This is a genomic window from Pandoraea soli (assembly GCF_902459595.1).
GTDB lineage: Bacteria > Pseudomonadota > Gammaproteobacteria > Burkholderiales > Burkholderiaceae > Pandoraea > Pandoraea cepalis.
Genome location: NZ_CABPSG010000002.1, coordinates 397,069 through 419,742 on the forward strand (window position 1 = coordinate 397,069; position 22,674 = coordinate 419,742).

At 64.5% G+C, this 22,674-nt stretch carries 22 protein-coding genes; 9 read left to right on the forward strand and 13 right to left on the reverse strand.

The annotated features are described in order from the left end of the window. Positions 1-159: 159 nt before the first annotated feature. Genes PSO31014_RS05795 through PSO31014_RS05810 form a run of 4 tightly spaced genes read right to left on the reverse strand, consistent with a single transcriptional unit; the run spans position 160 to position 3,178 of the window. Complete coding sequence (locus tag PSO31014_RS05795) at positions 160-957, reverse strand: transporter substrate-binding domain-containing protein (protein ID WP_150550729.1); 798 nt, start codon at positions 955-957, stop codon at positions 160-162. 43 nt (positions 958-1,000) lie between these two features. Beyond that, positions 1,001-1,729, reverse strand: a complete 729-nt coding sequence (locus PSO31014_RS05800) for an amino acid ABC transporter ATP-binding protein (RefSeq protein ID WP_017232990.1) — start codon at positions 1,727-1,729, stop codon at positions 1,001-1,003. Next, positions 1,713-2,366, reverse strand: coding sequence for an amino acid ABC transporter permease (locus PSO31014_RS05805; protein ID WP_150550730.1), 654 nt, complete (start codon positions 2,364-2,366; stop codon positions 1,713-1,715). The genes PSO31014_RS05800 and PSO31014_RS05805 overlap by 17 nt, the downstream gene beginning before the upstream one ends. After that, positions 2,363-3,178, reverse strand: coding sequence for an amino acid ABC transporter permease (locus PSO31014_RS05810; protein ID WP_150550731.1), 816 nt, complete (start codon positions 3,176-3,178; stop codon positions 2,363-2,365). Before PSO31014_RS05810 ends, PSO31014_RS05805 begins: the two co-directional genes overlap by 4 nt. 423 nt (positions 3,179-3,601) lie before the next feature. Between PSO31014_RS05810 and PSO31014_RS05815 the strand changes: the two genes are divergently transcribed. From PSO31014_RS05815 to ubiA, 6 genes are all read left to right on the forward strand, one after another. Beyond that, positions 3,602-4,063 carry an Lrp/AsnC family transcriptional regulator gene (locus tag PSO31014_RS05815; protein ID WP_017235837.1) on the forward strand — a complete coding sequence of 154 codons (462 nt, stop codon included), beginning with the start codon at positions 3,602-3,604 and terminating at the stop codon, positions 4,061-4,063. A 189-nt stretch (positions 4,064-4,252) separates the two neighbouring features. After that, a complete protein-coding gene (locus tag PSO31014_RS05820; protein WP_150550732.1) occupies positions 4,253-4,876 on the forward strand; it encodes an iron transporter in 624 nt (207 codons plus the stop codon). 100 nt (positions 4,877-4,976) lie between these two features. Beyond that, complete coding sequence (locus PSO31014_RS05825; RefSeq protein WP_150550861.1) at positions 4,977-5,300, forward strand: cupredoxin domain-containing protein; 324 nt, start codon at positions 4,977-4,979, stop codon at positions 5,298-5,300. 58 nt (positions 5,301-5,358) lie between these two features. Beyond that, the gene (locus tag PSO31014_RS05830; protein WP_150550733.1) at positions 5,359-6,195 is read left to right on the forward strand and encodes an FTR1 family iron permease; all 837 of its coding nucleotides are present in this window, start codon (positions 5,359-5,361) and stop codon (positions 6,193-6,195) included. 196 nt (positions 6,196-6,391) lie between these two features. Next, complete coding sequence (locus PSO31014_RS05835) at positions 6,392-7,735, forward strand: 4Fe-4S binding protein (RefSeq protein WP_150550862.1); 1,344 nt, start codon at positions 6,392-6,394, stop codon at positions 7,733-7,735. Between the two features lie 76 nt (positions 7,736-7,811). Beyond that, complete coding sequence (ubiA, locus tag PSO31014_RS05840) at positions 7,812-8,684, forward strand: 4-hydroxybenzoate octaprenyltransferase (protein WP_150550734.1); 873 nt, start codon at positions 7,812-7,814, stop codon at positions 8,682-8,684. Between the two features lie 113 nt (positions 8,685-8,797). Here ubiA and proC read toward each other — a convergent pair whose 3' ends face one another. After that, positions 8,798-9,610: a pyrroline-5-carboxylate reductase gene (gene proC, locus PSO31014_RS05845; RefSeq protein WP_150550735.1), complete on the reverse strand. Its 813-nt coding sequence runs from the start codon at positions 9,608-9,610 to the stop codon at positions 8,798-8,800. Positions 9,611-9,701: 91 nt separating this feature from the next. Next, positions 9,702-10,415 carry a YggS family pyridoxal phosphate-dependent enzyme gene (locus PSO31014_RS05850; protein WP_150550736.1) on the reverse strand — a complete coding sequence of 238 codons (714 nt, stop codon included), beginning with the start codon at positions 10,413-10,415 and terminating at the stop codon, positions 9,702-9,704. Positions 10,416-10,642: 227 nt separating this feature from the next. Here PSO31014_RS05850 and PSO31014_RS05855 point away from each other — a divergent pair, with 227 nt between their 5' ends. Then, positions 10,643-11,140, forward strand: a complete 498-nt coding sequence (locus tag PSO31014_RS05855; protein WP_150550737.1) for a glutathione peroxidase — start codon at positions 10,643-10,645, stop codon at positions 11,138-11,140. Between the two features lie 53 nt (positions 11,141-11,193). Here the strand turns inward: PSO31014_RS05855 and PSO31014_RS05860 are convergent, their stop codons facing one another. Continuing rightward, on the reverse strand, positions 11,194-11,682 hold the full coding sequence (locus PSO31014_RS05860) for a hypothetical protein (protein ID WP_150550738.1): 489 nt from the start codon (positions 11,680-11,682) through the stop codon (positions 11,194-11,196). Positions 11,683-11,858: 176 nt separating this feature from the next. Between PSO31014_RS05860 and PSO31014_RS05865 the strand changes: the two genes are divergently transcribed. Next, positions 11,859-13,391: an aminotransferase-like domain-containing protein gene (locus PSO31014_RS05865; RefSeq protein ID WP_246176269.1), complete on the forward strand. Its 1,533-nt coding sequence runs from the start codon at positions 11,859-11,861 to the stop codon at positions 13,389-13,391. Between the two features lie 51 nt (positions 13,392-13,442). On the opposite strand, the gene glcE is transcribed toward PSO31014_RS05865, so the two are convergent. Genes glcE through PSO31014_RS05885 form a run of 4 tightly spaced genes read right to left on the reverse strand, consistent with a single transcriptional unit; the run spans position 13,443 to position 18,360 of the window. Next, entirely contained in the window at positions 13,443-14,525 is a 1,083-nt protein-coding gene (gene glcE, locus PSO31014_RS05870; RefSeq protein ID WP_150550739.1) for a glycolate oxidase subunit GlcE, read from the reverse strand. Then, positions 14,525-15,394: an ion transporter gene (locus PSO31014_RS05875; RefSeq protein ID WP_150550740.1), complete on the reverse strand. Its 870-nt coding sequence runs from the start codon at positions 15,392-15,394 to the stop codon at positions 14,525-14,527. The genes glcE and PSO31014_RS05875 overlap by 1 nt, the downstream gene beginning before the upstream one ends. Before the next feature lies 1 nt (position 15,395). After that, complete coding sequence (locus PSO31014_RS05880; RefSeq protein WP_246176271.1) at positions 15,396-16,931, reverse strand: FAD-linked oxidase C-terminal domain-containing protein; 1,536 nt, start codon at positions 16,929-16,931, stop codon at positions 15,396-15,398. A 7-nt stretch (positions 16,932-16,938) separates the two neighbouring features. Continuing rightward, the gene (locus tag PSO31014_RS05885; protein WP_150550741.1) at positions 16,939-18,360 is read right to left on the reverse strand and encodes an FAD-binding oxidoreductase; all 1,422 of its coding nucleotides are present in this window, start codon (positions 18,358-18,360) and stop codon (positions 16,939-16,941) included. A 332-nt stretch (positions 18,361-18,692) separates the two neighbouring features. On the opposite strand from PSO31014_RS05885, the gene PSO31014_RS05890 reads away from it, so the two are divergent. Then, positions 18,693-19,253, forward strand: coding sequence for a cob(I)yrinic acid a,c-diamide adenosyltransferase (locus PSO31014_RS05890; RefSeq protein ID WP_150550742.1), 561 nt, complete (start codon positions 18,693-18,695; stop codon positions 19,251-19,253). A gap of 110 nt (positions 19,254-19,363) precedes the next feature. On the opposite strand, the gene aroG is transcribed toward PSO31014_RS05890, so the two are convergent. Both aroG and tldD read right to left on the reverse strand, forming a co-directional pair. Further along, the gene (aroG, locus tag PSO31014_RS05895; protein ID WP_150550743.1) at positions 19,364-20,437 is read right to left on the reverse strand and encodes a 3-deoxy-7-phosphoheptulonate synthase AroG; all 1,074 of its coding nucleotides are present in this window, start codon (positions 20,435-20,437) and stop codon (positions 19,364-19,366) included. Between the two features lie 461 nt (positions 20,438-20,898). Then, on the reverse strand, positions 20,899-22,359 hold the full coding sequence (tldD, locus tag PSO31014_RS05900; RefSeq protein ID WP_150550744.1) for a metalloprotease TldD: 1,461 nt from the start codon (positions 22,357-22,359) through the stop codon (positions 20,899-20,901). Positions 22,360-22,674 lie beyond the last annotated feature (315 nt).

Here is a 22,674-nt window from a genome sequence, read left to right on the forward strand (position 1 = left end):
CGGAGGGCGTGCAGCCGGGGAACGGGTCGAAGGCAAGCCGCTAACTTACCGCGTTCCCTCCGGCGCGACCAGCGATTCCCGTGCGAAGGCGGTGCGACATCGTGTCGCGGCCGTCGACGCCAGGGCATCGACGGCCATTCGCCGCAGGCGGCAGCGGTCTTACGCCGCGCCCTTGATCACGCTCTCCGGCAGATCGCGACCGTGGTACTTCTTGTAGATCGCGTTGAGCTTGCCGTTCTTGAGATTGGTCTTCACCCAATTGTTGATCCAATCCTTAAGCGCCGGCTGATTCTTGTTGAGCGCGATGCCCAGATTGAATTCCGTCTGCGCAAACTTCAGTTCGAGGTTCTTGTCCGGGGCGCGCTTCTGCATCTCGCCGAGGTTCGACGGCGTGCTCGAGAAGATGTCGATCTGACCGGTCACCATCGACGTGATGAGCGTCGCGTCGTCTTCGTAGCGCACGATCTGCGCGCCCTTGGCGTGTTGTGTGGTGAGCGTGTCGTTGACGGTCGCGCGCGTGAGGCCGATACGCTTGCCGTTCAGGTCGTCATAGCCCTTGATGACCATGCTCTTGGGGCCGCCGACGATGATCGAGATGACCGCGTACGGCATCGAAAAATCGATCACCTTCTCACGCTCCGGCGAGATCGCGAGATCGGCCACCACGATATCGGCGCGGTTCGACTGCAGCGTGGGGATGCGTGCGGCGTTCGTCACGGACACAATGTCGAGCTTCACCCCCAGATCCTGTGCCAGCAGCTTGGCCGTTTCGACGTCCGAGCCCACCGGTTGCAGGTTCGCGTCGGCATACGAGTACAGCGGCGTGCCCATGGCGATGGCGACGCGGATCTTGCCTGCCTTCTTGATATCGTCGAGCTGGTCGGCGAGGGCAGCGTGCGCCAAGGCGCCGAGCAGAGCGGCGGCGCAAGCTTGGGTGAGGAACGTCTTGAGTTTCATGCGGGTGTCTCCTTGGAATAATGGATTGTCTTGCGTGGCCGGACTACAGGCCGTTGGCGAGGAACGCCCGCAGTTCGGGCGTTTGCGGGTTGTCGAGCATGTCGCCCGGACCGACTTCCCACACCTTGCCCTGATGCATGTAGATGATCTGGTCGGCGACGCGCTTGGCGAATGCCATTTCGTGCGTGACGAGCACCATCGTCATGCCGTTCGCCGCGAGGTCTTCCATGACGCGCAGCACCTCGCCCGTGAGCTGCGGGTCGAGCGCCGACGTCACTTCGTCGAACAGCATGACCTTCGGCGACATGGCGAGCGAGCGCGCAATGGCCACGCGCTGCTGCTGGCCGCCCGAGAGTTGCTCGGGGTAACTCTCGGCTTTGTCGGAGAGTCCCACCTGATCGAGCACGCGCTTGGCCACGTCTTGCGCTTCGCTGCGCGCCATGCGCTTGACGTGCCGCAGCGCGAGCATGATGTTCTCGCGCACGTTCAGGTGCGGGAATAGGTTGTAGCTCTGGAAGACGATGCCGACTTCGCGGCGCAATTGATGCAGGTCGATGTGCGGATCTTCCACGCGAATGCCGCACACTTCGATGGAGCCTTCGTCGATGGTCTCCAGACGATCGATGCAGCGCAGGGCCGTACTCTTGCCCGAGCCGCTGGCGCCGATGACCGCCACCATCTGTCCGCGTTCCACTTCGAACGACACGCCCTTGAGCACCGGGTTGTCGCCGAAGCGCTTGTGAATCTGGTTGACCTTAACGATTGCCGACATTGAGCTTGTCCTCCAGTGATGCGCTCCAGCGCGAGAGCGGGTAGCACAGCACGAAATAAAACATCCCGACCAGCGAGAACACGAGGAAGGGTTGGAAAATCGAGTTGTTGATGATCTGTCCGGCGCGCGTCAGCTCCACGAAGCCGATCACCGACGCGAGCGACGTCATCTTGATGATCTGCACCAGGAAGCCGATGGTCGGCGGCAGCGACAGGCGCACCGCCTGCGGAATGATCACCAGGCGCAGCGTCTGCCAGCGCGAGAGCGACAGGCACTCCGCGGCTTCCCACTGCGCTCGCGGCATCGCCTCTACGCAGCCGCGCCAGATGTCGCCAAGGTAGGCGCTGGTGTACACCATCAATGCCAGCGCGGCCGCCACGATGGCAGGTAACTCGAAGCCATACACCGACAGGCCGAAGTAGACGATGAACAGGAGAATCAGCAGCGGAATGCCCTGAATCGCCTCGATGAACACTTGCGCAGGCAAGCGCAGCCACCGGCGCGGCGAGATGCGTCCGAGCATCACGATAAAGCCGCCCGCGCTGCCGAGGACGAATGCGATGAGCGAGAGCACCAGCGTCCAGCCGATGGACTGCACCAGATAGTTGAAATAGGTCCAGGAAAAATTGCCCATCATGAGGCGCTCCGTTGCGCGGCATTGGTGCCGGATTGGCCTGCCGCGCCGGGCGTGCCGGCGTTGCCCGGGGCGTTCAGGCCGGTGACGCGCGACGCGGCCGCGCGACGGCGTGCCGCCTGAGCGGTCTGCGCGGCGGCGCGTCGCACGATGCGGCGGCGCTTGAAGAAGTACTCGCCGGCGGCCCACGCCACGAGCTTGACCAGCAGCGAGAGGCACAGGTAGAGGGCGGCCACGACGATATAGGTTTCGAGCGAGCGGAACGTGTCCGACTGCACGGTATTCGCCACGGCCGTCAGTTCCTCGGCGGAAATCTGCGACGCCATGGCCGAGGCCTGCATCATCAAAATGAACTGGGTGGTGAGCGCGGGATAGACCTTTTCGATGGACGGTTGCAGCATGACGTGCCACGCGATGCGCCATTTCGGCAGCCCCAGGCACTCGGCGGCCTCGATCTGACCGCGCGGCACCGATTCGAGCCCCGCGCGAATGATCTCCGCCGCGTACGCGCCGATGTTGATCACCATCGCAATGACCGACGCGGCGAACGTCGGCATGTGCACGCCTACGCTGGCCAGGCCGAAATACAGTAGAAAGATCTGGACGAGGAACGGTGTGTTGCGCACCGCTTCGATATAGATGCCGCACAGGCGGGAGAGCCAGCGGTGGCGGCTGCGCTTGGCAAAGGCCACGAGCGTGCCGACGACGGTGCCGAGGACAACCGAAATCACTGTCATCTTCAGCGTGAGCCACGCGCCATCCAGGAACACCGGCCAGTAGGGGAGCAGCGGGGCGAAATTCAACGAGAAATGCATGGCAAGCGCCTGTCTCCGGTGACGTTCGGGGCCGACGCGCCAGTCAGTCCATTGCGGTCACGACACCCGCAATTACTGTGGTGGGTCTTTCTTGTACGTCGTCATATAAGTGGTGCGATTTTGCGCATCGCGGCGCGACGTTGTCAATAGCGAAGGATTGGGGGGATACCCTTGGCTGTCGCCTTGTCGGGGCAAGGATTAAGGGAATTCTGGCCCATGGGGTAAGCGGCCGCACGCTGCGTGAGGCGGCCTCAACGACGGGTTGATGACGACGGATTTTGTCTGCGTGTCATCGTATCTCTTGCCCTCGGGGGGGGGGCGTCGGACAGTTCGGCAGTAGGGAAGCGCCGGGCGCGGCGACGCGGTTCCTGGTTCTATAATCGCGCTTTACCATTCCGTCCGTGCCAATCAAGGCGAAATCCGATGACGCTGTCCGCGACCGCCCTCGACGAACTCGACCGTAACCTGCTTGCCCTGCTGCGGGTCAATGCGCGCGAGAGCACGGCCAATCTGGCGCGCCGTCTCGGCGTGGCGCGTACGACCGTGGTGGCCCGCCTGGCACGGCTTGAGCAGGCGGGCGTGATCGCCGGCTATACGGTACGACTCGGGCAGGACGCCGCCGGAGGCGGGTTGCAGGCCTGTGTCGGCATCAGCGTGCAACCGCGCTCCGGGCGCGACGTGTTGCGGCGCCTGAACAAGATGCCCGAGATTCACCTGCTGTGCACCGTCAGCGGCGAGTTCGATTACGTGGCATGGCTGCACGCGGCGTCGGCAGACCAGCTCGACGCGCTGCTCGACACCATCGGCGAGATCGACGGCGTCACCCGGACGACGACGTCGGTCGTGCTCGCCCGCAAGATCGACCGGGGGGGCGTGCTGCCCTGAGCATCGCCCAGTAATTTTCCGTAAACGTCGGCCAAGAATCGCGCCGCGCGCCCGCCGGCGCTCGCGTCGTGCTCGAATTTTCCGTTCATCCCCGTGTTGCCTTGGCTTCGTGGTTTGTCTGACGAATGCGTTAGTGCTAAAATTACTGAGAATTGTTTGCATTAACTTCTTTGTCAATCTGGAGTGTGTATGCGCGTGAAATCCCTCGTGGCCGCGGCGCTGTTCGCCGGTGCAGCCACCCTGGCGAATGCCGCCGAATTTCCCATTGGTAAGCCGCTGAATGTGGCGGGCATGGAGATCAACACGGTGTATCTCCAGCCGATCTCGATGGAACCGGCCGGCATGATGCGCGACGCCGCCAAGTCGGACATCCACCTCGAAGCGGATATTCATGCGATTGCCAAGAATCCGAACGGTTACGCCGAAGGCGACTGGATTCCGGGGCTGGAAATCACGTACAAGCTGCAAAAGATGAAGAGCGACGGCAAGACCCCCGAGGGCGCGTCCATTGAAGGGTTGATGATGCCGATGGTCGCAAGCGATGGTCCGCACTATGGCGATAACGTCAAGCTGGCCGGTGTCGGCAAGTACAAGCTGACGATGGTCGTCAACGCACCGGGCACGCTGCAGGCGTTCGGCTGCAAGATGGGCGGCATGCCCGCCGCCGACGCCCATGCGGCGCACGGTGGCATGGGACCGTGGTGCTTTGGCCGTCACGTCGACAAGGAAACCGGCGTGGGTCCGTGGTTCAAGCCGGTGACCAAGGAAGTGGATTTCACTTTCTCGGGGATTGGCAAGAAGGGTGGGTACTAAGTCGCCCGCATGAATTTGACGCGGCGTTGGCCTGCGGGCCGGCGCTGTTTTCGTTTGGAGCAGAAGAATGAATCAGCGCATCGCGCGCCTGCTGGCCACGATGACAGCCGTGGTGGCGACTTTGTTCGTGCTGGCGGGGCCGTCGCTCGCGCGCGCGGACGACATGCCAACCTTCAGGCTGGAAATGAACAACGGCAAGCTCAACCCGGCGCGCATCGAGGTGCCGGCCGGCAAGCGCATCAAGATTGAAGTGCACAACACCGGCACGAACGCTGTCGAGTTCGAGAGTCTGCAACTTCGCAAGGAAAAGGTGTTGGCACCGGGCGCGCAGTCGTTTGTGGTGATCGCACCCCTGCAGCCGGGTGAGTACAAGTTTTTCGACGATTTTCACCAGCAGGCACAAGGCGTGATCGTTGCCAAGTAAGCGGGCGGAAGTCGTTCTGAATAGTCGGTAAGACACGCATCACGAGAGGAATCAAACGATGGGTCAGGTCATGTTCATCGTCTGGCGCGAAAGCGTCGAGGCATTGCTGGTTGTCGGCATTCTCCATGCCTGGTTGGCCAACCCGGAGCACGGTGCCAGGCGCGGCCTGCCTTATCTGTGGGGCGGTGTGGCGCTCGGGATTGCGGCGGCCGTGGCGCTGGGCGCCGCTCTCGTTGGTTTTACCGAGGTTCTCTCGGGCGACGCGCAGGACTACTTCCAGACGGCCATGGTGCTGGTCGCCTGCGTGCTGATCGTGCAGATGGTCTTCTGGATGAAGCGCCACGGGCGAACACTCAAGCGCGACATGGAATCGTCGCTGCGCAAGAACCAGGATCAGGGCACCTGGTGGGGCGTGCTCGTGCTGGTGGCGCTGGCCATTGCCCGCGAAGGCAGCGAGACGACCATCTTCCTGTACGGCATCGGCTTCGGCCAGCAAGGCAGCGTGCCGCCATCGATGTGGCTCGCGGTGCTGATCGGTTTCGCCCTGGCACTCGCCACGTTCTGGCTGCTGCAACTGGGCGGGAAGATCTTCTCGTGGCGCCTGTTCTTTCGCGTGACCGAAATCATGCTGCTGTTCCTCGCCGCCGGGCTGCTGGAGTCCGGGCTCGATCGCCTGATCTCGCTCGAGCTGGTGCCGACGCTGGTCGATCAACTGTGGGATACCTCCGCACTGCTCGACGACACCAGCCCGTTCGGCAGTCTCGTCGCCACGTTGACCGGCTATCGCGCGCATCCGTCCGGCATGAATCTGTTGGTGTACGGCATCTATTGGCTGTTCGTCTGGGCCTTGCTCAAGCGGGCAGACGGGCCGCTCAAGCAGGTCAAGCCCGCTTGAGCGGGCCGCAGGCATCGGGGGCGCAAATCTCGCCGGTGCACGACAACGGCCTGTCCGGACAGGCCGATGCCGGCGTCACGAGCGCCCCGGCATTCGCAAGATCCGCCAGCCTGACAAGGTTGTTCTCCCGACGTACGAGTTGAGCATGAGCATCGCCATACCTGTCCCGAACCGACTGGCCCGCGCAGGGCTTTGGATGCAACGCCACGGCAAGCTGATTCGTGGCGTGCAGTGGGGCATCGTGCTCGTGTACGCGTTCCTCATCGGGGTGCCGGTCATGTTGCCGCTGCCCGACGAGACGGCGCACATCCTCAATAACCTCACCGTCTTCGCGCAGTTCACTTTCTGGGGCATCTGGTGGCCGTTCGTGCTCATCAGCATGGTCTTGATGGGCCGCGTATGGTGCGGGGTGCTGTGCCCGGAAGGCACGCTCTCGGAATTCGCGAGCCGTCACGGACGCGGTCGCGCCATTCCACGCTGGATGCGCTGGGGCGGCTGGCCGTTCGTGGCCTTTGCGGGCACTACGCTCTACGGCCAGATGGTCAGCGTCTACCAATATCCGAAGGCCGTGTTGCTGGTACTCGGCGGTTCCACCATCGGCGCGATGGTGATCGGCTATTTCTACGGCCGCGACAAACGCGTGTGGTGCAAGTACCTGTGTCCGGTCAACGGCGTGTTCTCGCTGCTCGCGCGTTTGGCGCCGTTCCACTTCAAGGTCGACGAAGAGGCCTGGCGTCGCTCGTATCACACCAACGGCCACAAGATCATCCCGGTCAATTGCGCGCCGCTCGTGCCGCTGCGCAATATGAAGGGCGGCGCGCAATGCCACATGTGCGGGCGCTGCGCCGGGCATCGCGACGCCATCGCGCTCACGGGCCGCTCGCCGAGCGACGAGATCGTGAAGTTCGGTGCGACGGAGAACAACAGTGTGTGGGACAGCGTGCTCGTCATGTATGGCCTGCTCGGCGTGGCCATCGGCGCCTTTCACTGGACGGTGAATCCGTGGTTCGTGGCGACCAAGACGATGCTCGCCACCTGGCTCATCGACCGCGACATCATGTGGCCGTTCGCAACGAACGCGCCGTGGTTCGTCTTTACCAACTACCCCGCACAGAGCGACGTCTTCTCGTGGCTCGACGGCGGCATGGTCGTCACGTACATCCTCGGCAACGGTCTGCTGCTGGGCTTGGCCTTCACGACGATCTTCGCGCTGGCAAACCGGGCGATGGGGCCGTGGCAGACGTCGCGATTCAATCACCTGGTGCAGTCGCTGATTCCGATTGCCGGGGCCGGCGTGTTCATCGGTCTGTCGGCCACGACGATCAGCCTGCTGCGCGCCGAGCATTTGCCGGTGTACTGGGCGAACGATGTGCGCGCTGCGATCCTCGCCGCGACCACGCTGTGGAGCCTGTGGCTTGGCTGGCGCGTGACCGGGCGGCATGCGCGCTCGCTGGGGCGGCGTCTGGCCGGGATGACCGGTGTCGTGGCGGCGCTGGCGCTGGTCAACTGGCTCTGGCTGTTGATGTTCTGGATCTGGTGACGCCCGGGGCGCGTCGATTGTCGCGCCTCAGGCCGGTGGCCTACAATGGCGCCACCGGTCTTTCTGTGTAACGCTCATGTTGCTCGCTCAACGTCTCCCGCTGTATTTTCGCCTCGTTCGTCTCGATAAGCCGATCGGCACCGTGCTGCTGCTGTGGCCAACGCTTGCGGCGCTGTGGATCGCGTCGAACGGGCATCCCGACCCCTGGCTGCTCGCGATCTTTACGCTCGGCACCTTCCTGATGCGCTCGGCGGGTTGCGCCATCAACGATTACGCCGACCGCGACTTCGACAAGTACGTCAAACGCACGAAGGAGCGGCCGATCACGTCGGGACGCATTCGCGCGTGGGAAGCGGTAGCCGTGGCGGCCACGCTCGCGCTGGCGAGCTTTCTGTTGATCCTGCCGCTCAACGCGCTGACCAAGTGGCTCTCGATCCCGGCCCTGTTCGTGGCGGGCACCTATCCGTTCACCAAGCGCTTTCTGGCGATTCCGCAGGCGTATCTCGGCGTGGCCTTCGGTTTCGGCATTCCGATGGCCTTCGCCGCAGTGCAGGATCAGGTACCGGTCATCGCATGGGTGCTGCTGCTCTCGAATGTGTTCTGGTCGGTCGCCTACGACACCGAATACGCAATGGTCGATCGCGACGACGACCTGAAGATCGGCATCAAGACCTCGGCGATCACGTTCGGACGCTTCGACGTATTGGCGATCATGCTCTGCTATGCCGGGGCGCTCGGCATCCAGGCGGGCGTGGGCGCGTATCTCGGTTTCGGCTGGCCGTTCTGGCTCGGCATGGCGGTGGCGATGAGCTTCGCGATCTATCACTACTTCCTGATTCGCGCACGCGAGCGCATGCCTTGCTTTGCCGCGTTCCGTCACAACAACTGGCTCGGTGCTGCCGTGTTCGCGGGTATCGCGGGCCACTACTTGTTGACCGCGCGGCCGTAGGTTGGGCGGTCGATGGGGACGTCCGCGCGAACGACGGCCAGTGAAATGAAAAACGGACCGCATGCGGTCCGTTTTTCGTTCGGGCAGGCCGGCGAATCCGTCGGCCGTCCCGCTCAGGCGTCGCCCAACTCGTCGCCAAGTTCCTTGGCACGGGTATTGGCCGCATGCACACCGCGCACGATAGCCGCCTTGATGGCGTCGCGCTCGAACGAGCTGAGGGCGGCAAACGTCGTGCCGCCCTTGGACGTCACACGCTCGCGCAGCACGCTCGCGGGTTCGCTCGACTGCGCCGCCAGTTGCGACGCGCCGGTAAACGTGGCGATGGCCAACTGACGTGCCTGCTCGGGCGAAAAGCCCAGCTCGTTCGCGGCTTGCTCCAGCGCTTCGATGAAATAGAACACGTATGCCGGACCGCTGCCCGAGATGGCCGTCACGGCGTCGAGCTGGCTTTCCTTCTCCACCCAGACGATCTGACCGGCCGCACCGAGCACGGTCTCGGCGCGCTTGCGCTGGTCCGAATCCACCCCCGACAAGGCTGCCAGACCCGTGATGCCCATGCCGATCAAGGCCGGTGTGTTCGGCATGCAGCGCACGATCTGATTGTGGCCGCCGAGCCAGCGCGCGAGATCGGATGCACGAATGCCCGCCGCGATGCTGATCACCAACTGACCGATCAGGTGCGGCTGGAGCGCTTGCGCGACGTCCTTGAGCACTTGCGGTTTGACGGCCAGCATGATCGTGTCGTAATCGCGCAGGCGATCGTTGGGGGCGCTGGCCGTGTCGACACCGTACTGCTTGACGAGACCGTCGCGCGTCGATTCGTTGACGTCGATCGCGAGAATGTCGCGCGGGGCCGTGCCGCGCTTGACGAGTCCGCCGATCAGGGCATTGGCCATGTTGCCGCCGCCGATGAATGCAATTCTCATAACCATCCTTTGCGTTGCGTGAGTCGTTACCGTCGTTACGTGTTGCTGCGGCGAGTCGTCAGAGGGCGCTCACCGCCGGGGCGCGCCGCGATCAGGCGCGTGAGCCATAATCGCGCGCGCCGAAAATCGCGGTGCCGATGCGCACTATTGTCGCACCCTCGGTAATCGCCGCCTCGAGATCGCCCGACATGCCCATCGACAGCGTGTCGAGCGGCAGGCCGTCGGCGCGCAAAGCGTCGAACACGTCGCGCACGGCCTTGAACGGCGCGCGTTGGCGGGCCGGATCGGCTTCGGGCTCGGGAATCGCCATCAGGCCACGCAATCGCAGGTTTGGCAGCGCTGCGATGGCGCGTGCCACGGCGGGCACGTCGGCAGGCGCTACGCCGCTCTTGCTCGCTTCGCCGCTGATGTTGACCTGCAGGCACACCTGCAAGGGCGGGAGGTCTGTCGGCCGCTGCGCACTGAGGCGCTCGGCGATCTTCAGGCGGTCGACCGAATGCACCCAGTCGAAGTGTTCGGCCACCGGCCGGGTCTTGTTGCTTTGCAGCGGGCCGATGAAATGCCATTCGAGCGGTTCGCCATCGACCGTCTCGCCGGACAGCGCGGCGATTTTGTCGAGCGCCTCCTGCACATAGTTCTCGCCGAATGCCCGCTGGCCAGCCGCGAGCGCTTCGCGCACGGCATCGGCGCCGAAGGTCTTCGAGACGGCGAGCAAGCGCACGCTGTACGCTGGCCGGCCGGCGGCGGTGGTGGCGCGGGCAATGCGGGAGAGCACGTCGTCGAGATGCGCGGCGATGGTCGACATGAGGCAGGGCGGAGCGTCAGTGAGGGGGTGTGTGTGGCGCGGGGGCGCGTTGCAACGGCGTTGCAGATCAACGATTATAGCCGTGCCCGCACACGAGGTGCTACCCGGGAAAAACGAGGTGCTACCCGCGCCGGGGCTCCGGACGGGAGGGCCCAACGCACGCGGCACGGCGCCGGCGCGCGGCTTGTGGCAGACTGCGCGGTGCCAACCATCACTCGGAGCCAGAGATGAGCGCGAATTCGCAGACAGTTTACGATTTTTCCGTCCAGACGCTCGCGGGCGAGACCGTCAGTCTGTCGCAGTATCGCGGCAAGGTGCTGCTCATCGTCAACACGGCGAGCGAGTGCGGGTTCACGCCGCAGTACGCCGGCCTGCAGGCGCTATACGAACAGCTTGGCCCGCGCGGGTTCGAAGTCCTCGCGTTCCCGTGCAATCAGTTCGGCAAGCAAGAGCCCGGCGACGCGCAAGCCATTCGCAGCTTCTGCGATCTGCGTTTTCACGTCACGTTCCCGATGTTCGCCAAGGTCGACGTCAAAGGGCCCGACGCCGCACCGCTCTACGCCTACCTCACGCGGGAGAAGCCCGGCGTGCTGGGCACGAAGGCAATCAAATGGAATTTCACGAAGTTCCTCGTGGATGCGACGGGGCAGGTCGTGGCGCGCTATGCGCCGACGGCGAAGCCCGAGGACATTCGCGTCGATATCGAGAAACGGCTCCCCGCTTGAGCGGCGCCGTGGCCTGACCGGGGTGCCCCGGACAGGTCATCGCACGGATCGGCTCAACGCCCGAAGCGCTCGAGAATCCGCCGCCATTGACGCACGAGGTACCCCCACGGCCCGGCAAGACGACCTGCTGAGTTCGGCCCTTCGCGCAGTGCAAGCTGCGCGCCGGCGTCGCTGGTCAGCGCCAGCCAGCCGGACGTCTCCACGACGTACACCTGCCCGGCACGCAGCGCGATGGCATCTCGCCCGCCCCCCGACAACCAGCGCGGCGCGAGGCTGACCACCACGCGACCTCGCTGGACGTGGAATACGGTGCCACGGCTCGCATAGGCATGAAACGCTTGCCCGCGCGCCAGCGCGAGGGGGAACGCTCGCGTGCCGGACGTGCCGCCGTCCATGCCAGCCGGATGGGAGGGCGCCCGAGAAAGGGCAATGCGTTCTCCTGGCGAGGTGGCATCGCCGTGACTTCGCGCAAGACTTGCGTCAGGGCGCAGCGGAGACAGCGAAGGCAGGGCAGATGACGAGGGGAAGGGGGGCTTGGCCATGGGGGACTCCGGGGCGTTGAACGGGTAAGGACAGCCTATCGGCCGCCGCGCCGCCCCGGTAGGCACACAGTTGCCCGGTTTCGCCCGCAACAGAATGGCCCCCGGCAATCTGTTACGATCAAGAATCGCTGAATCTGTATCTGTTATGGTCACGTGCGATGCACGATCATCTGCGCATGGATGCCGCCACTCTCCCTCTCGCTGCCGCGGACGACACACCGCTGACGTCGGACGATCCGAGGCCCCCGCCCGTCGCAGTCCCGCGGGAGCGCACGCCGCTTTACCGCCAACTCGCGGGTCACTATCGACATGCCATCGAGGCGGGTACGCTCGCGCCGGGCGACCGCATGCCGAGTGTTCGCACGTTGATGGAGCGGCATCAGGTCAGCTTGTCGACGGCGTTGCAGACGTGCCGTCACCTGGAGGCGCAGGGCCTGCTCGAGGCGCGTCCCCGCTCGGGCTACTTCGTGCGCGCACGTGCGCGGGCGAGTCTTGTACCCGTGGCCGAGCCGCGGCCGTGGATGCCCGATCTGCTGCAATACGTGGGCATTAACCAGCGTGTGTCGTCGATCCTCGCGCGAGGGCTTCAGGCGGACGTCAAAATCAATCTCGCCGTGGCCCACGGTTCGCCGTCGCTCTATCCGGTCAACGCGTTGCGCCAGGCCACGATTCGGGCGTTGCGCGATCACCCGATGCTCTATGGCACCCCGCCGCCTGGCGGTGGCGAAGCCCGCTTTCGTGCGGCGATTGCGCGGCGAGCCCTGGAAGCGCGCATGAACGTCAATCCCGAGGAGATCGTCGTCACGCATGGCTGTATCGAGGCGATCAATCTCGCGCTGCGTGCGGTGGCTGGCGCGGGCGACGTGGTTGCCGTCGAGTCGCCCACGTATTACGCGCTGTTGCAGACGCTGGAGAGCATGGGCATGCGCGCGCTCGAAATTCCCACGAGTCCGCAGACCGGCATTTCACTCGAAGCGCTCGAACTGGCAAGCGAGACCTACGACAACATCAAGGCGATCATCGTCGTGCCGCATTTCCAGAATCCGCTCGGGTCGGTGATGCCGGATTCGCACAAGGCACGGCTTGTGACGTGGGCGGCGTCGCGCGGGATTGCGATCATCGAAGACGACACCTATTCGGCGCTCGGCGACGACGGTAACGTGCCGGCCGCCGTTCGTTCCTGGGATACGACCGGTAACGTGATTCATTGCGCATCGCTGCACAAAACGCTTGCGCCGGGCATGCGGCTGGGCTGGATCGCGGGCGGTAAGTGGCAGGGGCGCGTGGAGATGTTGAAGTACGCGCAGACGCGTCCCAACGAAGCGCTTGCGCAGATCGCGATGGGCGAGTTTATCGACTCGCCGCGCTATGACCGCCATCTGCGGCATTTGCGTACCCAGTTGCGCGAGCATCGTGCGGCGATGGCCGAAGCGATCGCGACCTACTTCCCGGCGGGCACGCGACTGACGTTGCCCGCGGGCGGATTGAGTCTGTGGGTCGAGATGCCGGGCGGTGTCAGCTCGGAGTTACTGTTCGACGCCGCACTCGCCAAGGGGATTCGCGTAGCGCCGGGTAGCCTGTTTTCCAACTCGGCACGCTACGACCACTTCCTGCGCATCAACGGCGGGCAGCCGTTCACGCGTGAGGTCGACGCGGCGGTGCGCACGCTTGCGTCCGAGATCGCGCGACTGCTTGACACGAAGCGTTGATCTCACCGACCGCGAGATTGTCAGGCTCGGTGCCGCCAAGGGCCATCCCGCTTAGAACTCCGGATACATCCGTCCCGGATTGAAGATGCCGGCGGGGTCGAACACCGACTTCAGATTGCGGTGAATGCGCATGACCGGTGCGGGCAGCGGCGTGAAGACGCTCACGCCGGGTTCGCCGTAGCGAAAGAGCGTGGCGTGCCCGCCGTCCTGCCGTGCCGCCGAGCGCACGATTTGCGCGTCGGCATCGGTGATCCACCAGCGCTGCGCGCCGCCCCACTCGATGAGTTGCTTGCCCGGCAGCCGGTGCGGCTCGGCCGTCGAAGGCACCGCCAGGCGCCACAGCGCCTGCCCGGGTCCCGCGTCGGCGAAGAAGTTGTCGGTCTGCTCGCGGATGGCGTGCCAGAACTTGGCCGCATGAATGGCGTCGACCAACTCGCCCCCCATCTTTACGCGCGCGGCCTTGATCCCCGCCGACGCGCCCGCCAGACGAATCACCAGCAAGTCGTTGCGCCACGCACTGCCGGTGATCGGCAGCGGCTGCCCCCCCCATTCGTTGAGCTTGCGCACGGCGTCGATGGCGTTCATTTCGAATTGCAGCGTCAGCTCGGCGAATGGTTGCGGCAGCACCTTGAGCGACACCTCGAGAATGAGGCCCAGCGTGCCGAGCGAACCGGCGAGCATGCGCGAGACGTCGTAACCGGCAACGTTCTTCATGACCTGCCCGCCGAAGTTCAGCACATGTCCCCGACCGTCCATCAACTTGGCACCGAGCACGAAGTCGCGTACGGCACCCACGGCACTGCGGCGCGGCCCGGCAAGCCCGGCGGCTACCGCGCCGCCCAGGGTCGCGCCGTGACCGAAGTAGGGTGGCTCGAACGGCAGCAACTGATTGCGTTCGGCGAGCGCCGCTTCGATGTCGGCCAGTGGCGTACCGCAGCGGGCGGTGATGACCAGTTCCGCCGGGTCGTAGGCGACGATGCCACTGTAGTCGCGCGTGTCCAGCACGTCGCCCACGCGTTGTTGCCCGTACCACGCTTTGGTGCCGCCCCCCCGCAACTGGAGGGGCGCGCGGTGCGCCGTGGCGTGCTCGATGACGGCGCGGAAGTGCTCGAGAGTGTCGTTCGTATCGGTCATCAGCTGGGTTCGGGCGGCGGTGGCAGGTCGGATTGATAAGGTCCCAGCTCGCTGCCGCAATCCTTGCAGTAGCGGGCGTCGGGGTCGTGCCCTTCGGTGTGGCACTGATGGCAGGTGCGCGTGGTGATCGCCTTCTTGCGCATTGCCGAATGAATTTCGGCACCCATGATGCCGGTGGGAATCGCAATCACGCTGTAGCCAAGCAACATGACGAAGCCGGTGATCGCCTTGCCCAGTCCGGTGACGGGCACTACGTCGCCATAGCCAGTGGTCGTGAGTGTGACGATGGCCCAGTAGATGCCGACGGGAATGCTCGTGAAACCATGTTCCGGCCCCTCGATGATGTGCATGAGCGTGCCGAAGATCACCACGATGATCGAGATGAACCCAAGAAACACGAGGATCTTGCGGCGCGCACTGTAGAGCGCAATGCTGAGCACGCCGGCTTCGTTCACATACGCCGTGAGCTTGAGAATCCGGAACGCGCGCATCAGGCGCAGCAGGCGCACGTCGATCAGGCCGTGCAGCTCGGGCACGAGAATCGCCAGGTAGGTCGGTAGGATCGCGAGCAGGTCGATGACGCCGTAAAACGACAGCGCGTAACGTAGCGGCCGGTGCGCACTGAGCAGCCGCGCGAGGTATTCGGCCGTGAAGAGCAGCGTGAAGAACCACTCGAGGATCGCCATCGGCAGCGAGGCCGTGGCTTGAACGGCCGGCACGCTCGACACGATGACCGTGAGTACCGACAGCACGATGGCGATAAGCAGCGCAATGTCGAACAGCCGCCCTTCGCGCGTGTCGGCCTCGAAGATGATGATGTAGAGCCGCTGCCGCCAATCGTGTGGCAGCCATTCCGACAGCGCTCGCATGTCAGAACCTCGGCAGATCGGGATGCGGTAACAGACCGCCACGCACATGCAGCTTGCCGTATTCGGCGCAACGCGCGCGCGTGGGTATCCCCTTGTCGGGATTGAGCAGCCCGACCGGATCGAAGGCGCGCTTCACCCCGAAGAATGCGTCGCGCTCGTCGGGCGAGAACTGTACGCACATCGAGTTGATCTTCTCGATGCCCACGCCGTGTTCACCCGTGATCGTGCCGCCGAGTTCGACGCACGCTTCGAGAATGTCGCTGCCGAACGCCTCGGCGCGGTGCCACTCGTCGAGGTCGTTGCCGTTGAAAAGAATGAGCGGATGCATATTGCCGTCTCCCGCGTGAAAGACGTTAATACAGCGCAATCCGTACTGTTGTTCCAGACCTTCGATGCGTTTGAGCAAGGTCCCAATCGCACGGCGCGGAATCGTACCGTCCATGCAGTAATAGTCCGGCGATATGCGCCCGGCCGCGGGGAATGCGTTCTTGCGTCCCGACCAGAAGCGCAGGCGCTCTTCTTCACTGCGGGAAATCTGCAGCCGTGTCGCGCCCGAGGTGCTCAGCACGTGGGAGATGCGCATGATTTCCTCGGCGACTTCTTCCGGTGTGCCATCCGATTCGCACAACAGGATGGCGGCCGCTTCGAGGTCGTAACCGGCGTGCACAAACGACTCGACGGCCTGGGTGGCCGGCTTGTCCATCATTTCCAGGCCCGCCGGGATGATGCCCGCCGCGATGATCGCGGCCACGGCGTTGCCGCCGGTCTCCACGTCGTCGAAGCTCGCCATGATGATCTGTGCCGTCTGCGCCTTGGGCACCAGCTTGACGGTGATTTCTGTGACCACGCCGAACATGCCCTCGCTGCCAATGAAGACCGAAAGCAGATCGAGTCCCGGCGCATCGGGGCCGAGCGAGCCGAATTCGATGGCCTCGCCGGACATCGTGATGGCGCGCACGCGCAGCACGTTGTGCACGGTCAATCCATACTTCAGGCAGTGCACGCCGCCGGAATTCTCCGCGACGTTGCCACCAATGGTGCAGGCGATCTGCGACGACGGATCCGGCGCGTAATACAGGCCATAAGGTGCGGCGGCTTCCGAGATCGCCAGATTGCGAACGCCGGGCTGCACCGTGGCAGTACGCGCATAGGGATCGACTTCGACGATCTTCTTGAACTTGGCAAGCGAGAGCACCAGGCCGTCGGAGATGGGCATCGCCCCGCCGGACAGGCTGGTGCCCGCGCCGCGCGGCACGACCGGGATGCCGAGCTGATGGCACGCCTGCAGAATGCGCTGCACCTGCGATTCCGACTCAGGCAGCACGACGGCGAGCGGCACGCGACGATACGCGGCGAGACCGTCGCACTCGTATGGGGTGGTGTCTTCGCGTCGATGCAGAATGCAATGCGCCGGCAGGATCTGCGCGAGCGCATCGAGCAAGTGACGCTGACGCGTGTTCAGGGCGTCGGCGCCCTCGGTCGCGGCACCCGCCGGAAGCGGGCCGGATTGACCTTGCGGGGTGGCGGGGGCGTTCATGCGGCGTTCAGCTCGCCGGGTGAAACTGGAAAATCTTGCCCGGATTGAGCAGATTGTGCGGATCGAGCGAGGTCTTGATCGCACGCATGACGTCGATCGCGCCTTCTCCGTGCTCGGTCACGAGGAAGCCCATCTTGTGCAGGCCCACGCCGTGTTCGCCGGTGCATGTGCCACCCATGCGAATCGCTCGCTCGACGATGCGCTGGTTGAGTTGCTCGGCTTCCTCGATCTCTTCAGGCTTGGCCGGATCGATCAGGATGGCAACGTGGAAATTGCCATCGCCCACGTGACCCACAATCGGGCAGGGCAAGCTCGATGCTCGCAGGTCTTGCTCGGTTTCGCCCACACACTCGGCCAGACGCGAGATCGGCACGCAAACGTCCGTGGTTACCGCGCGGCAGCCTGGCCTGAGTTGCAGCATTGCAAAGTACGCGCTATGCCGCGCGCTCCACAGACGGTTGCGATCTTCCGTGCGGGTGGCCCATTCGAAACCGGTACCGCCGTTGTCCTTGGCCAGTTCCTCGACGGTTTCCGCTTGCTCCTTCACGCCGGCATCGCTGCCGTGAAATTCGAAGAACAGCGTTTGTGTCTCGGGCAACGTCAGCTTGGAATGCTTGTTGATGGCGCGCACGGCCAGCGCATCGACGAACTCGACGCGAGCGACCGGCACACCCAACTGAATCGTCTGAATGACGCAGTTCACGGCATCCGTCATGGTGGCGAACGCACAGATGGCGGCGGACACCGCCTCGGGCTGCGGATACAGACGCACCGTCGCCTCGGTAATGATGCCCAGCGTGCCTTCGCTGCCGACGAACAGGCGCGTCAGGTCGTAGCCGGCCGAGGACTTGCGGGCGCGCGTGCCGGTGTGGATCACGCGGCCATCTGCGAGCACGACGGTCAACGCCAGCACGTTTTCGCGCATGGTGCCGTAGCGCACGGCGTTGGTGCCCGACGCGCGCGTGGCGCACATGCCGCCAATGCTGGCGTCGGCACCCGGGTCGATCGGGAAGAACAGGCCGGTGTCGCGCAGTGCTTCATTGAGCGCCTTGCGCGAAATGCCCGGTTGCGTGGTGACGGTCAGGTCTTCGGCGTTGATCGAGACGACCTGATTCATCTCCGAGAGGTCGAGCGACAGGCCGCCCTCGACCGCGAGGAGGTGACCTTCCAGCGACGAGCCCGCGCCGTACGGAATGATGGGGACGTTGTACTTGGCGCACAGCTTGACGATCTGCGACACCTCGTCGGTGTTATGCGCGAACGCGACGGCATCGGGCAGCATGGGGTCGAACGGAGACTCGTCCCGGCCGTGATGTTCGCGCAGCGCCGCTTGCGTGCTCACGCGTTCGCCCAGCAGCGCTTGGAGCTCGGTGAACAGCACGTCGGGGAACGCCCGCTTGGCGGCGAACGGCAGGTGGGGATGATTCACGGCTTTCTCCTTCGGGTCTCCGGGCGGCCAGCGCGGGTCGGCGGTGGCTGGCTCCAAATCGGTGGCGGGCTCTCGGGCATGCGTTGGACCGACAATACTTCGGTGCACGCGCCCTGACGCCTTATGAGCGGGGATTTTACGCTGTGGCGGCGTTTTTCCCCACCCTTTGCGTCATATCATACGGACTTGCCGCCAATGCGCGCCATCGGAATCGCCCGAAAAGTGGCCATCCGGGGCCTGCGCGGCGCATTTCAATCGACGAAGGCAAGTCGTCCCGCGGCCGGATTGCGTGCTGGCGGGCTAGCGATGCCGCAAGGGGTAGAGAGCAGAAGATGGGGAATCGTTTGAGCAAGATCGTCACGCGCACGGGCGACGGCGGCAAGACCGGCCTTGGGGACGGCGCACGCGTGGACAAGTTCAGCCCGCGTATCGTCGCCATCGGCGAGATCGACGAGACCAATTCGCATCTCGGAGTGCTGCTGTGTGAAGACCTGCCGCCGGACGTGCGCGCCGTGCTTCTCGACATTCAGCACGATCTGTTCGATCTCGGCGGCGAACTGAGCATGCCGCGTCACACGCTGATCGGCGATGCCCAGGTGGCCAGACTCGACGGCTGGCTGGCGCATTACAACGCCGATCTGCCGCCGCTCAAGGAGTTCATCCTGCCGGGCGGCACACGCGCGGCAGCGCTGGCGCATGTGGTCCGGACCGTTGCCCGAAGGGCGGAACGCGCCATGGTGGCGCTGGGCGTCGAGGAGACGGTGGCCCCTGCGCCGCGTCAGTACGTCAATCGCCTGTCCGACCTGATGTTCGTACTTTCCCGAGTGCTCAATCGGGCCGGTGGCGGCACCGACGTGCTGTGGCGTCGCGATCGGACCGAAGGCAACGCATAACCGCGCTACCGACCAACCGCGCCCCGGGGCCGCAGGCATTCGCGGGGAGGGTGGGGCGGCGATGAGAGCGGGGGAGCGGGAGAGCGGGCGGCCACCGGCCGCCCGCCACATCAATTACCTGCGCCGCGTGCCAGACGACGCGCACGCACGGCATCGGCCAGCGTATCGAGCACCTTCAGGCTGTCTTCCCAGTCGATGCAGGCATCGGTGATGCTCTGGCCGTAGGTCAGGGGCTTGCCGGGCACATGGTCCTGACGCCCGGCCACGAGGTTCGACTCGACCATCACACCGATGATCCGGTCGTCGCCGCCGGCGATCTGGCGGGCGATGTCCTCGCAGACCGGGATCTGGTTTTCATGCTTCTTCTGACTGTTGGCGTGCGACGCGTCGATCATCACGCGCGCGGCCAGGCCCGACTTGGCGATGTCGTCGCAGGCGGTCTGCACGCTGGCGGCGTCGTAGTTCGGCGTCTTGCCGCCACGCAGGATCAGATGGCAGTCTTCGTTACCCGCGGTCGACACGATGGCCGAATGGCCGCCCTTCGTCACCGACAGGAAATGGTGCGGCTGCGACGCGGCCTTGATGGCGTCGACGGCGATCTTCACGTTGCCGTCGGTGCCGTTCTTGAAACCGACCGGGCACGACAGGCCCGACGCCAGTTCGCGGTGCACCTGCGATTCGGTAGTGCGCGCGCCGATGGCACCCCACGACACGAGATCGGCGATGTACTGCGGGCTGATCATGTCGAGGTACTCGGTGCCGGCGGGCAGCCCCAGTTCGTTGATCTGGGCGAGCAGTTCGCGCGCGAGGCGCAGGCCGTCGTTGATCTTGAAGCTGTTGTCCATGTGCGGGTCGTTGATCAGACCCTTCCAGCCCACCGTCGTGCGCGGCTTCTCGAAATACACGCGCATCACGATTTCGAGTTCGCCGCTCAGGCGTTCGCGCTGTTCGACCAGGCGCTCGGCGTATTCCATCGCGGCTTTCGGATCGTGGATCGAGCACGGGCCGATGATGACGACGAGACGGTCTTCCATGCCGTGCAGCACGCGGTGGATGGCGCCGCGCGAGCGATGGATGAGGTCCGCGCTCTTGTCCGAGCATGGGTATTCGCGAATCAGATGCGCCGGCGGCGTCAGTTCCTTGAGTTCGCGAATACGGACATCATCGGTGTTGTGGGGAGGCATGGCATTTCTCCTGCGCAGTTCGAGCTGCGGTTCGTTTCTCGGGATTCGGGTCAAAAAAAAACCGCCAGGCTGGCTGGCGGTTTTTCAGGATTCGTTTCGGTGCTTACTGCTGCAACTGCCCCTCTCCTTCCGCCAGCGGTGCGAGAATCGCAAAAAAATAAAAGTACGACGGATGGGCAGTCATGAGAGATGTGTTCTACGTTGCATTGCACGCGTTTGCCGTGCACAGGAATCACTTTATACGCCTAATCGAATGACGCCGCAACCGCGGGGGCCGCTACATGCCGGGGAAACGCGCGGAATCTCCGTATTTTAGCGCGGTGAATTGCGTCAAATAATCGTGTTTTTCGAAAATTGCGCGAAAACGCCCGGTTTGAACCGGGCGCTTTGCTATGCTTGACGCATTTTTTGCGGTGCGCCATCCGACGCGTGACATGGCATGCGCCGCCAGCCTGCCAGTCTTACGCCGTGCCGCCGACCGTCATGTTCTCCATGCGCAGCGTCGGTTGGCCGACGCCCACCGGCACGCTCTGGCCTTCCTTGCCGCACACGCCCACGCCTGAATCGAGCGACATATCGTTGCCGATCATCGTGACGTCCTTGAGCGATTCCGGGCCGTTGCCGATCAGCGTGGCGCCCTTGACCGGGTACGTGATCTTGCCGTCCTCGATCATGTAGGCCTCGGACATCGAGAACACGAACTTGCCATTGGTGATATCCACCTGGCCGCCGCCGAAGTTCACGGCGTAAAGTCCGCGCTTGACCGACGCGATGATTTCCTTGGGATCCTTGTCGCCGCCGAGCATATACGTGTTGGTCATGCGCGGCATCGGCAGCGCGGCATACGACTCGCGCCGGCCGTTACCCGTGACCGGCATCTTCATCAGACGCGCATTCAGGCTGTCCTGCATGTAGCCGCGCAGAATCCCGTCTTCGATGAGCGTGGTGCACTGCGTCGGATTGCCTTCGTCGTCGATGTTCAGCGAGCCGCGGCGGTTGGACAGCGTGCCGTCGTCGACCACCGTGACGCCCTTGGCGGCGACACGCTCGCCCAGGCGTCCGGAGAAGGCCGACGATCCCTTGCGGTTGAAATCGCCTTCCAGGCCGTGGCCGATGGCTTCGTGCAGCAGCACGCCGGGCCAGCCCGGCCCGAGAACGACCGTCATCGCCCCAGCCGGTGCCGGGCGGGCGTCGAGCTTGACGATCGCGCCGTCGACCGCTTCCTTGACGTACTTTTCGAGCAGATCGTCGGTGAAGAACGCGTAGTCGAGACGCGCACCGCCGCCGCTGTTGCCGATTTCGCGGCGTCCGTTGGATTCGACGATCACCGTGACCGACACCCGCACCAGCGGACGCACGTCGGCGGCGATCACGCCGTCGCTGCGCGCGACCAGCACGACGTCATACTCACCGGCCAGCCCCGCCATCACTTGCGACACGCGCGGATCGCGTGCGCGCGCGAGCTTCTCGATGCGTTCGAGCAACGCTACCTTGCCGTTCGCGTCGAGCGAGGCGAGCGGATCGGACGGCAGGTACAGCCCGTGCCCGCTGGCATTCGAGAGCTTGCTACCGACCTTCACACGCCCGCGTCCGGCCGTGGCGATGCTGCGCGTCGCGGCGGCGGCGTCCTTGAGCGCGATGTCGGAGATGTCGTCGGAGTAGGCGAACGCGGTCCGGTCGCCCACGATGGCACGCACGCCCACGCCTTGATCGATCGAGAACGAACCCGATTTGACGATGCCTTCCTCGAGGCTCCAGGCTTCGCTGCGTGTGTATTGGAAATACAGGTCCGCGTAGTCCACGCGGTGCGTGAAAATGTCGCCCAGCGCGCGTTGCAGGTGGCTTTCGTCAAGGCCGTACGGCGTGAGCAGCAGCTCGCGGGCCGTGGCCAGGTTCTGGATGCCGGTATCGATGATTTTCATGCGGTGTCAGGCCAAGGATATATGTTCGGTAGATGAGGGCGGATGCAGCGAAATCAACCCTGCAGCACGCCAGACTGCCCTGCGCGGACGCCTGCACGTGGCACTGATGCTCGATGGCCCTTGGTGGCCAGGGGCAGCGGGTACGACGCCGAGCGTACCGTCGCCCATGGCACGGGGCAACCCGGGAAAACGCAGGTCATCGCCGCCCGATCGGCCCATGCGGCCATCAAAGACCCCGGCAACGGGTGCTTCAAACGTCCGTATGGCATCGCCGGAGCGGTGGCGGACTGGGCGGCGGACAGCGTGTCGGAACTC

Bases quoted from the DNA above. Each gene is read 5' to 3' on its own strand.
- PSO31014_RS05835 (WP_150550862.1), top strand. From the start codon at position 6,392: ATGCAACGCCACGGCAAGCTGATTCGTGGCGTGCAGTGGGGCATCGTG.
- PSO31014_RS05855 (WP_150550737.1), top strand. From the start codon at position 10,643: ATGAGCGCGAATTCGCAGACAGTTTACGATTTTTCCGTCCAGACGCTC.
- PSO31014_RS05825 (WP_150550861.1), top strand. From the start codon at position 4,977: ATGACAGCCGTGGTGGCGACTTTGTTCGTGCTGGCGGGGCCGTCGCTC.
- proC (WP_150550735.1), bottom strand. From the start codon at position 9,610: ATGAGAATTGCATTCATCGGCGGCGGCAACATGGCCAATGCCCTGATC.
- PSO31014_RS05830 (WP_150550733.1), top strand. From the start codon at position 5,359: ATGGGTCAGGTCATGTTCATCGTCTGGCGCGAAAGCGTCGAGGCATTG.
- PSO31014_RS05820 (WP_150550732.1), top strand. From the start codon at position 4,253: ATGCGCGTGAAATCCCTCGTGGCCGCGGCGCTGTTCGCCGGTGCAGCC.
- glcE (WP_150550739.1), bottom strand. From the start codon at position 14,525: ATGACCGATACGAACGACACTCTCGAGCACTTCCGCGCCGTCATCGAG.
- tldD (WP_150550744.1), bottom strand. From the start codon at position 22,359: ATGAAAATCATCGATACCGGCATCCAGAACCTGGCCACGGCCCGCGAG.
- PSO31014_RS05880 (WP_246176271.1), bottom strand. From the start codon at position 16,931: ATGAACGCCCCCGCCACCCCGCAAGGTCAATCCGGCCCGCTTCCGGCG.
- PSO31014_RS05890 (WP_150550742.1), top strand. From the start codon at position 18,693: ATGGGGAATCGTTTGAGCAAGATCGTCACGCGCACGGGCGACGGCGGC.
- PSO31014_RS05815 (WP_017235837.1), top strand. From the start codon at position 3,602: ATGACGCTGTCCGCGACCGCCCTCGACGAACTCGACCGTAACCTGCTT.
- aroG (WP_150550743.1), bottom strand. From the start codon at position 20,437: ATGCCTCCCCACAACACCGATGATGTCCGTATTCGCGAACTCAAGGAA.
- PSO31014_RS05850 (WP_150550736.1), bottom strand. From the start codon at position 10,415: ATGTCGACCATCGCCGCGCATCTCGACGACGTGCTCTCCCGCATTGCC.
- PSO31014_RS05810 (WP_150550731.1), bottom strand. From the start codon at position 3,178: ATGCATTTCTCGTTGAATTTCGCCCCGCTGCTCCCCTACTGGCCGGTG.
- PSO31014_RS05805 (WP_150550730.1), bottom strand. From the start codon at position 2,366: ATGATGGGCAATTTTTCCTGGACCTATTTCAACTATCTGGTGCAGTCC.
- PSO31014_RS05795 (WP_150550729.1), bottom strand. From the start codon at position 957: ATGAAACTCAAGACGTTCCTCACCCAAGCTTGCGCCGCCGCTCTGCTC.
- PSO31014_RS05875 (WP_150550740.1), bottom strand. From the start codon at position 15,394: ATGCGAGCGCTGTCGGAATGGCTGCCACACGATTGGCGGCAGCGGCTC.
- PSO31014_RS05865 (WP_246176269.1), top strand. From the start codon at position 11,859: ATGGATGCCGCCACTCTCCCTCTCGCTGCCGCGGACGACACACCGCTG.
- ubiA (WP_150550734.1), top strand. From the start codon at position 7,812: ATGTTGCTCGCTCAACGTCTCCCGCTGTATTTTCGCCTCGTTCGTCTC.
- PSO31014_RS05860 (WP_150550738.1), bottom strand. From the start codon at position 11,682: ATGGCCAAGCCCCCCTTCCCCTCGTCATCTGCCCTGCCTTCGCTGTCT.
- PSO31014_RS05800 (WP_017232990.1), bottom strand. From the start codon at position 1,729: ATGTCGGCAATCGTTAAGGTCAACCAGATTCACAAGCGCTTCGGCGAC.